We start from the raw sequence: 9,629 nt of genomic DNA, 5'->3' as shown, positions 1-9,629 counted from the left end.
AATCCTTGGATGAAGGCGAGAATACTTTGCCCTCACCGTGCCCGAACTGGTGATGCATACCGACATATGAAGGGCGTCTACGATTGTCGGATCAGGCAAAAAAGGCCGAATAAGACGACGCAGCCGCCCCGCATATGTCTGCAGTGCCCCCTAGGTAGACGGACTCCGGAACCTCAAGTCCGGGTTCGACTCCCGGCCGGGGCAATCGACTTCGACCTGTTCGATGTTTTCCGTGCCCGACATCTGGTAGAAGCCGCTTCCGCCTATCACTCCGATTGTCGTTTTCGCCAACTACTACCCAGCTATCCGACCTGAACGGTTCGCTCACCGCCTGCTGAACCCGAACGATGATCTGCGCAGAGTTGCCCGCATGCCGCGGCGATATCGCGGCCCCTCCTCTCGCGGATGGTGGCGGTCAAGTTACCCCGATGAAGAATAGCTTGAAAGGCCTCTACCGAAGCGCGCGCACTGCTCTCGAACCCCCGATTCCTCGAACGGTTTGAAGAAAATCAGGTTCACCTTCGTCTTCAGCGGAGCCAACGGTTTTACCAGCCGGTGCGCATCCATGGGCGTATCGTTCACCCCCGCCAGCATCACGTATTCGAAGGCGATGCGACTGCGTCGTTTTAACGGCAGGCGCTGGCAGGTCTCGAGCAATTGCTCGATCGGATAGCGCGCGTTGAGCGCAATCCGGTCGCAGACTTGTCCACCAGTTGCCGCCGTTGATAATCATCGTAACCCCGCCACTTGAGGAACATCCTTTGCCAAGTTCAGCCAAGGTTCTGACGATCGTCGGCAGCGGCGCACCGTAACCCCCCAACGGCACGGCACCATCATCTTGAACAGATTGGCGGCTTGAAGGGCCTCGACATTTTCGTCCGGAAGACGACGGTCGCGTTCAGCACGCGTCGCATTGCGCGCCAGCAGTGGACGTAATTCAGCGGCTAGTGAAACCAGCTCCAGGCAGTCATCCGTTTGAGCCATTTTTCCTCCGCGAGCCTCACTGTAAATTGAAGCCAGGGGTACGGATTGCGCAAGCTTCTAGTGAACTAGGTGGAGCGCGGGCCGACTCGCGCGCGCATGTAGTGATTTAGCGAGTGAAGGCGAAGACCGTCCGTGCGGCCGGTAAAATACCGCGCCGTTGCCTCATCAGGACCGAAATCCGTTACCTCGGCGAAGCCGACTTTCCGCACTTGTTCAGCCAGTTTGGCGGGTTCGAAAAACGTCGTCTGTGGTTCACCACGAGCTTGCGCAGCCATCAACACAACGGCAAGCATTTTTTGTGTCTCCGCATCAACTAGATCTTTTGGAACGCTATACTCGAAGATGATTTCCGTTCCGGCTGCGAGTGCGGCTATCGCCTCCAATGTGCCGAAAATCGCGTCGGTAGAAAGGTACATGGTAACACCGAGCCATGAGAAAAGGCTGGGCGCGACTGTCCGATAGCCACTCATCCGCAAATTATCGATCAGCGATTCCCTCTCGAAATCGACCGCTACAAGGCTCAGGTGAGCCGGCAGCTCTATACCTGCCGCGCGAAGACGAGTCCGCTTCCAGGCCTGGGTGGCAGGATGATCCACTTCGAAGGTATGCAAAGCCGTTGCGAGTTCTGATCGCCGATAAGCGAAAGAGTCCAGCCCGGCGCCAAGGATCACGTACTGGGAAACGCCCCGTCTAACAGCCTCGTCAACTTCGTCCTCGAGGTAACGGCTTCGCATGACAAGCTGAGCCGTCATTGTGCGACGAAGCTTTAGAGCGAAGTCGGGAGTTGTAGTTCGCGCCAATTCTCCATCTAACTGATCGATCTGCGCCTTGAGAGCGGCCTCGCTCTCGCATCCGGAAAGCTGCAGTGCAAGCGTATCTTTGAAGACCTTGGGCGGCTGGTCCCACAAGAGATGAGCAGCGCGACCCATCGCGCTGATTATGGCGGTGGCGCTCGGTTTACCATCTTCCATTTGATCCCCCTAATGATATCGGCATCAACCGTAATTCAGTAGCGTTGTCTCTCGTTCGTCAGATCCAACTCGAGAGCGCTACCGCTGGCGGGACCTTTTCTCCCTGCACGGTTATGACTGCGACGACCTGACGTCTTGGCAATTCGACCAATCGCGAGAAATCCGCAGCGACGACCGTCCGATGCATCACGCGGGTCGCCTCATCACAGTCGTGATCGCTTGGTGTCACGTGCAGCGATTGTCCCACATGATGCGTGGTTTTCTTAGCGCCAACTCTGTTCGCGCAAACTGAGCTCCGATTATTCGTGAGGTTTGCGAAGCATTGGAAACAAGGGCGGCGAGTCAGCCACCTGGATGGTGCCCATAAGCTCGAACCCGCATCGGATATACAAGCTGAGATTGCGCGGATTGGATGATTCAAGGTACGCAAGCTTCTTCTCGCGATCGCTTCGTTCAAGAGCGTGCATCATCAGCCGGGAGCCGAAGCCCCGCGCTTGAAACATTGGATCAACGCCAACAACCGGCAGGTACCAGTGTGGTTCATCGGGATGGAAGTTGCCCATTTTTTCTAATATTGAGAATGTCGTCTGCAGCCGATGTTTGGGGACGCTCTCTCTGATGATCGACACCATCTTTTCCTCGTTCGGTTGAACCTTGGGCGGGAGCCAGAGCGCCGCGCCACAGTAGCCTTCCACATAATAGGCACTGCCGACATCGAAGGACGCACCGCCGAACGCATTAACAAACTCGTCCATTCGTCCGAAGTATTTGTGCGCTTCAGGCCACAGCCATCGCGCCACCGGATCGGTCACGAACGCGGCTAAAATCGTTGATATCAGCTTGTTCTTCTCGTCGCAGGTCGCGGACTTGACTGTAGTTTCCATTTTTATGTCCATTTTTGTTTTAAGCGTTCTCAAATCCGGCATTCCAGCTAGCGGTATCGGTGTATTCGCGATGACGGCAGATCAAGCCCTCGCGGAAATCGAAGATCTGCACCCACCTGGCCTCGACAACCCGGCCCGTCGCGCGGACAAGGCATCGCTCGTGTCCAAGCACGACGACGGAATCGCTACTGAGAATGAATTCGTCGCCTTCAAATTCTTGAAAATCGAGCACTGCGGCCAAGGTCCTAAAGTATTGTTCGACTTCCGTGCGACCGCGCCATGGATGCGCCCAAGGCACACGCGCCATAGCCGGAGGAAAAAATTCCACATCGGCGGAGACAGAACTCAGCAGCGTCGGCAAGTTGCGCTCGGTGAAAGCCTTGTAAGCGCGCTGTATCGTTTGCAGATTGTCTTGTTCGCTCATCACGGTTCTCCATCGCAACCCCATCACGCTTGATTAGTCACGGGGCGATTACAGCATGGGATTGGCGTCGGGCTGCTTCAGTTTAAACATACCCACGGCGCGATATGCCCCCTGACTCACAGCAAAGTGCTGCGAGGCGGCAGCGATATCGCGGAAGCATCGCTGCAACGGATTGGCGTCGAAAAGTGCGGTTCCTCCTGCCGCCTGGAAAGCGGCGGTCGTCACGCGTTGCGCCACCTCGGTGATATAGCTACCGGCGGCACGAACTTCGGCCTGACGCGCAGGTGGCGGCACGCATCCAGTCTGCGCCTCCGTGTAAAGATCGCTCATCACTCGGATTCCGTAGGCACGCGCCGCAGCGAGTTCGATCTCTGCCTTGCCGAGAGCGAACTGAACATGCGGCTGTGCGGACAAGCCGGAGGGCGGAAACCCGCGACCCTTCTCGGTTGCTTGTACGAGGATTTCGTCCAATGCCCGGCGCGCGATTCCAAGCGCGATCCCAATATGAAATGAAATGACCCACGCCGGTGTGCCGAGCCTGAATGCCGGGCCGCCCGTTGTTGCTTTTCCCATCAAGAGGTCTTCAAAAGAGAAAGTCATCGCGTCCGGAACGAACTGGTCTTCGATGCTGTAATCGGAGCTTCCGGACGCCCTTAACCCCGCTACCTGCCAGTTATCGTGAATAACAACTTGTTCGCGAGGCAGAACAACTACGCGCGCTTCCATAATCGGCCGGCCCGGAATCACAGCTCCCGCGGCCACCCATTTGACATGATAGATGCCGCTCCCATACGGCCAGCGACCTCTGACTCTATAGCCTCCGGTAACGCGTTCAGCGCTGCCCTTAGGCAGGAGGGAACCGACAACCAGCGGAATCGTGTCGGCAAAGAGTCTTCTGCTCGTAGCGATCGGCAAGTATGCTCCGAGCGTGGCGGTTGCGCCCGCTAGAATCCCAACTGTCCAACTTGCGGATGCATCGAGTCGGGCAATCGCTTCTAGAACCAGGAGTTGCGTAACTGGATCAGCTTCCAGTCCGCCAAGCTCGCGAGGAGAGCAGAATCGTAATAGCCGCGTAGTGCGCAGCGCCGCCATCGTGGGCTCATCGAGTCGGCCGAGGGCTTCCGAGGCCGCTGCATGCCCGGCCACAATCGGCGCTATCGACTCGATCTCGGCCAACAACCCTTTGCGAAGCACTTCTTCCTGATGCATTCGCTTGCCTGGCTCTGGCCGGTTCGGGAGGTCACCGTGTAACTTCTTGTCAACACGCGGGAGCGCTCTCGAAATACTCATAGCTCCTCCGCTAAAGAAAGATTCGCTGACTATAAGTCCAGATCCATGCCGACTTCGCGCTTCATGGCGGCGGCGAACTCCTCGTCAGTTGCGATGGCGTGCAGGTCTACCCAGTGCTCGTCAGTGATCGACGCGCGATACTTGAGCAGGCCCTCGGCGTCTGGTCCGAGCGGGTGGCGCAACTGCCAGGTGCCGCTCTGCACGATCTCAACGATTCGATTAGCGGCCACCGAGGCTGCCTGGCCCATCTTGAGCGACGCCGCGTAAATGGCGTTCATCCGCCGTTCTTGCGGGTAATGAGTATTCTTGGGTAGGTCCCGCATCTTCCCGAATATCGGAGTTACAAACACTCCGGGCTCTACGATCGTGACGTGAATGCCAAACCGTTTGACCTCGCCGGCCAGGATTTCGCTGATCGCCTCGAGCGCGTACTTGGAGCCACTGTACGGACCTTGCGAGAGGCCGCACATCCGCCCACCGACGGTTGAGACATTAACGATGTGTCCGCTGCCCTGCTTACGCATGCCGGGAAGCGCCGCCTGGATGCATCTCAGCGCGCCGAAATAGTTCGTTTCCATCACACGCCGGAACTCGGACAGGGGAAGCTCCTCGGTCGCTCCTTGAGCGTGGATTCCGGCATTGTTGACCAGTACGTCGACTCGTCGGGCCTCGGCGAGGATTTTGCTGAATGCCTCGCTGACCGAGCGATCGTCATCGACGTCCATAGTCACGATCTTGATCGGCAACTTTTCCGCTTTGGTGATGGTGGCCAATTCCGGCGATGCCTCCGGACGACGCATGGTTGCGTAGGTTTGATACCCAGCGCGACCGAAAGCAACCGCGCTCGCGAGTCCGATTCCGGTGCTCGTTCCTGTAATTACAGCGACGGCCATTGCAAACCCTCCCCTTGTTCTGTTGGTGCTTTTGGATTGGTTCGATTTTCCGAGCAGATAGTTCGCGAAAACTTGATGCCCGCGGGAATCGACAGCTTACGTGGCGGTGAAACTGCCGATCCCCGCAACACGATTAAAGCGGAACCTCTTCGATGATGTTTGCCACATACGATTCATACGGCGGGTTACCATTGCTGTAGATCGTCTGGAGCAGTCGCTGCATCTCCGGATCCGAACTGGCCTTGTCGAAGGCTGCGTAGCCGGGATACGTGTGGACGACGATGATATTTCCAGTATCAACGCCAGTGGTCACCCGGCCCACGAGATAATCCCCGCCGCACCGCTCGACCACCTTCTTGAAAGCCCTCGCGCTCTCGAAAAGCTCTGCGTAGCCGCCCGGCTTTACCCGAAAATTTACTCCGATTCGTATTGCTGACATTGGTTATTACCTCCCTTCATTTGATCACCGTCGCAAAGTCTAGGCGTTCATTCTGAATGTACGGACCGTTCATCGCGACTCTGCGGTGTTGAGCTGAGATGGACGGGATCGCGCCTGGGTCGTTTCTCCAGACGTTTTGTCCCGATCGTTTCGAGCTTTGTTCGAGCTCAAGTACACCTGTCTACCGTTCGTCGGTCATCGAGGCGTAATCCGATTTGCAGCATGCTGGGAATCGAATTAAGGTCGCAGATGACGCGCTTCGTTTGGGATCCAGGAAAATGGGTCTTCGGTCTCCAATACTCACTCCGGTTAATGGTAAATAAGCTAGATTCGATCAGGATGTCCTTAAATTTCGCCATAATTTCTACTTAATTTTTCCAACCCCGTCGGTTGATCGACTTGCCGATTCCCCAGCTACAGCTCTTTCCGCCCTTCAATCTGGATGCTGCAAATGGCCAACTGAAGCGAGGGAAGCAGCGCATCGCGTTGCGACGCAAGACCTTCGAAATGCTCTGCTATCTGGTCGATCGTCCTCAGGAGTTGGTGACGAAGGAGGCCCTGCTCGACGCTCTTTGGCCCGATGTGATTGTGAGCGATTCGATGCCTTCAATTTGCGTCGCCGAATTACGCAAGGCGCTGGGTGACGATCCAAGAGAACCAATTTTCATTGAAACAGTGCATGGCCGCGGCTATCGCTTCGTCGCCAAGGTCGAGATTGCCGGTGCGATCGCTTCTTCATCCCGCCTCGCGTCTGCGCCACAGGATCCGCCGGTGATTATGGTGGGACGCGCGACCGAATTAGCTCGCTTACAAGGGTTCTTTAGGCAAACGCTAGCGGGTGCCCGACGGGTTATCTTTGTTGCCGGCGAGGCCGGAATCGGGAAAACGACGCTCGTCAGGGCGTTTCTTCGTTCAATCAGCGATAACAGAGTTCGAATCGGATACGGTCAGTGCGTCGAGCGATATGGCAGGGGCGAGCCCTATATGCCGGTTCTTGAGGCTTTGACTCGCCTGGGTCAAGAGGCAGGTGGGGAGCGCGTCGTGGAGATCCTCGACCGGCTCGCCCCAAGCTGGCTTGCACAGATGCCCGCCCTATTGAGCGAAGCAGATCGCACGCGCCTTCAGGCCGCAGCGCAGAACGTAGCGCGGCAGCGGATGCTGCGTGAGTTGTTGCAAGCCCTCGAAGCGCTTACGACGGACTCGCCGCTGGTGCTGTTTATTGAAGATTTGCACTGGTGCGATTTCTCGAGCTTAGAGTTGATTTCGGCTGTCGCACGGCGGACCGAACCAGCACGTCTGCTCGTAATCGGTAACTATCGACCGATCGAGATGCTGACGAGCGACCACCCACTGCTCGCTCTAAAGGTGGAGCTGGAACTTCATAAACAATGTGAAGAGCTTCGACTCGAGTTGTTGAGTAGGAGTGACGTAGCGGCCTATCTCGCCGAGCGCTTTGCCGATCTTGAAAAACATTCGCTGGAGAGCCTCGTCCCGGTGATTCATGAACGATCCGACGGGAATCCGCTGTTTATGGTCAACATGGTGGATTCCCTCGTAAAGAACGGTTCACCTTTCTTGCCAGGCAAGTTCGAGCCGCCACGCAGTATCTTGCAGATGATTGAGCGTAACTTGCAGCGTCTCAGTGCGGACGAGCAAACGATACTCGAGACGGCGAGTGTTGTAGGTGCTGAATTCTCTGCCGCAGCCGTGGCCGCAGGGCTTGAATGCCCAGTCAGCGCCGTCGAGACCTGCTGCACTCGCTTGTCGCGTCACGAGCAGTTCGTTACTGCTCAGGGGATCAGTAGGTGGCCTGATGGTACTCGCGCAGCCCACGTGCGCTTTCATCACGCTCTTTATCGAGACGTTTTGTATGACCGCGTGCCGCCCAGTCGACAAATCGAGCTGCATAGACGGATTGCTGCGCGGCTGGAACAAGGTTATGGCGCGCAGGTCGGCGAAATCGCAGCGGAGCTCGCCGATCACTATCGTCGCGCCAATGACGGGAATAAATCCGCTGCATATTTTCATCTCGCCGGTGAACGCGCCGCCGACAGGCGGGCCTATCGCGAAGCCGAACAACATTACCGCGACGCTCTCGCGATGCTGTTATCAATGCCTGAGTCGACCGAGCGTAAGAGCCGCGAACTTATCTCGCAGCTCGCGCTCGGCGGAATAATGGTGGCGACGCGCGGTTGGTCAGACGTAAAAACCGCCGCAGTCTATTCGCGCGCGCGAGCCCTCGCCGATCGAGCGGGCGCAGCCGCGTCACTGCAAGTATTCAACGGCATCTGGGCCTCCGTAGCCACGCGCGGCGAGCTGCACATGGCCGTCGCCATAGCCGACCAAATGCTCGACCTTGCACGCGGCATAGACCATCCGCGCGCTCTTTTCCTCGCGCACTATGCACAAGGAGTGCGCTTCGCCCTGGGCGATTTGGCCTCGGGTGCCCATCACTTTCTCAAGGCTGCAGAGTACTATCGCGAAGACGATTTCCGTGACACTCCTGACGACCCTGGAGCGATGTCTCTCGTTTGGGCAGGGCTCATAAAGTGGTTGATGGGTTATCCAGCACAGGCGCGGCGGCTGACGGACGATGCTCGCAGGCTCGCCCTGCGTCTAAATAAATCTTTTGCGTTGGCTTACACCAACGCGATTGGAGCGGTGACTGACGGCTTCCTGGGTGACTTCGCGCGCGCGAGTGCTGCCTCCAAAGAAGCGGAAAGAGTAAGTACGGATTTTGGATTTCCGATCTTTAACGGATTGGGCAAGATCGCCGGGGCTTGGTCGCGGGCTGAAATGGGGGAAGTTGGTGACGCTGTTGCCTCAATACGATCTGGTCTCCTAGAAATAGACGCCGTGAGATTCTACGTCTTTAGGACACTCTATTTAAGCATCCTGACCCAAACGCAAGTCTTGGCTGGAAGTATCGATGACGCGCTAGTTTCGGCTCAAGAGGCACTAGAGGCCAATCCCGATGAGTTGTTCTGCCGCCCTTGGATGTTTCAGCTCCGCGGCGAGCTTTTTCTCCGCAGACCGGTACACGAACAGAATCGCTTAGAACTCGCTGAGCATGATTTCCGCGAAGCCATCGGCCTGGCGCGAGAGATTGGCGCGAAGTCGCTTGAGCTGCGCGCTACTATCAGCCTCGCTCGATTACCTCGTAAGCGAGGACGGCGCGACGAAGCACTCGCGGAGCTCGCAGAGATCTACGCGTGGTTCACCGAGGGCCACGACACTGCTGATCTTGAACAAGCGAGGACCTTGCTTGAGTCTTAAGCTCGCGCGCCAAGCGAAAGCGACGCCTACGGCCCGTTCCGCTTGGCTCAAAAGCCGAAACAACGAGCCCAGGAAATCACTCGTTTGCTCGAAGGCTCCGGGTTCCGCGCGGAAGATAAAGGCGGAGAGATCAGCGACAGCCAATGTCTCCAAACGCTTGATCTCATCCTTTATTGTCGACGCATCGCCAACTAATGCGACGTCGACGGGTTCGGCAACGTCGCCTCGATCCCACATGGCCCGATAGGACCGCAAATCGCGATAAACCCGAAAAGCTTCGCGGCGACTGCGCGTGCGGAAGCTACGTCATCGACGGTTGCAAGTGGGACCTGACTGATATCTGCGAACTTCACGAAGAGTCAGTCCAGCCGATCGAAGCAGTTCGTTAAGCTCAGGCTTGGTTCTCGTTCTTCCACCTCTCTGGGCCAATTTTCCCCAGCTCAACTAAGAAGCCCCACACGAGGGGGC

9 protein-coding genes are annotated in these 9,629 nt (G+C 57.1%); 2 read left to right on the top strand and 7 right to left on the bottom strand.

Annotated features, from left to right (window positions below):
• Positions 1-420: 420 nt before the first annotated feature.
• The 4 genes from VMA09_12850 to VMA09_12835 form a co-directional block, all read right to left on the bottom strand.
• Positions 421-657 (bottom strand): hypothetical protein, encoded by a 237-nt coding sequence (locus VMA09_12850; protein HUA34490.1) that lies wholly within the window; start codon positions 655-657, stop codon positions 421-423.
• Between the two features lie 72 nt (positions 658-729).
• Positions 730-984, bottom strand: coding sequence for a hypothetical protein (locus VMA09_12845; protein HUA34489.1), 255 nt, complete (start codon positions 982-984; stop codon positions 730-732).
• Positions 985-1,049: 65 nt separating this feature from the next.
• Positions 1,050-1,955, bottom strand: a complete 906-nt coding sequence (locus VMA09_12840) for an SAM-dependent methyltransferase (protein HUA34488.1) — start codon at positions 1,953-1,955, stop codon at positions 1,050-1,052.
• 299 nt (positions 1,956-2,254) lie between these two features.
• Positions 2,255-2,851 carry a GNAT family N-acetyltransferase gene (locus tag VMA09_12835; protein ID HUA34487.1) on the bottom strand — a complete coding sequence of 199 codons (597 nt, stop codon included), beginning with the start codon at positions 2,849-2,851 and terminating at the stop codon, positions 2,255-2,257.
• Here VMA09_12835 and VMA09_12830 point away from each other — a divergent pair.
• Positions 2,844-3,296: a hypothetical protein gene (locus VMA09_12830; GenBank protein HUA34486.1), complete on the top strand. Its 453-nt coding sequence runs from the start codon at positions 2,844-2,846 to the stop codon at positions 3,294-3,296. The genes VMA09_12835 and VMA09_12830 overlap by 8 nt on opposite strands.
• A gap of 15 nt (positions 3,297-3,311) precedes the next feature.
• Here VMA09_12830 and VMA09_12825 read toward each other — a convergent pair whose 3' ends face one another.
• The 3 genes from VMA09_12825 to VMA09_12815 form a co-directional block, all read right to left on the bottom strand.
• Positions 3,312-4,472: an acyl-CoA dehydrogenase family protein gene (locus tag VMA09_12825; GenBank protein ID HUA34485.1), complete on the bottom strand. Its 1,161-nt coding sequence runs from the start codon at positions 4,470-4,472 to the stop codon at positions 3,312-3,314.
• A 110-nt stretch (positions 4,473-4,582) separates the two neighbouring features.
• Positions 4,583-5,446 carry an SDR family oxidoreductase gene (locus VMA09_12820; protein ID HUA34484.1) on the bottom strand — a complete coding sequence of 288 codons (864 nt, stop codon included), beginning with the start codon at positions 5,444-5,446 and terminating at the stop codon, positions 4,583-4,585.
• A gap of 133 nt (positions 5,447-5,579) precedes the next feature.
• Positions 5,580-5,885: a hypothetical protein gene (locus tag VMA09_12815; GenBank protein HUA34483.1), complete on the bottom strand. Its 306-nt coding sequence runs from the start codon at positions 5,883-5,885 to the stop codon at positions 5,580-5,582.
• A gap of 399 nt (positions 5,886-6,284) precedes the next feature.
• Between VMA09_12815 and VMA09_12810 the strand changes: the two genes are divergently transcribed.
• Positions 6,285-9,161: an AAA family ATPase gene (locus tag VMA09_12810; GenBank protein ID HUA34482.1), complete on the top strand. Its 2,877-nt coding sequence runs from the start codon at positions 6,285-6,287 to the stop codon at positions 9,159-9,161.
• The last annotated feature ends 468 nt before the right edge of the window (positions 9,162-9,629 follow it).

Source organism: Candidatus Binataceae bacterium (assembly GCA_035508495.1).
Taxonomy (GTDB): domain Bacteria; phylum Desulfobacterota; class Binatia; order Binatales; family Binataceae; genus JASHPB01.
This window is presented reverse-complemented; position numbering and strand designations above follow the sequence as displayed.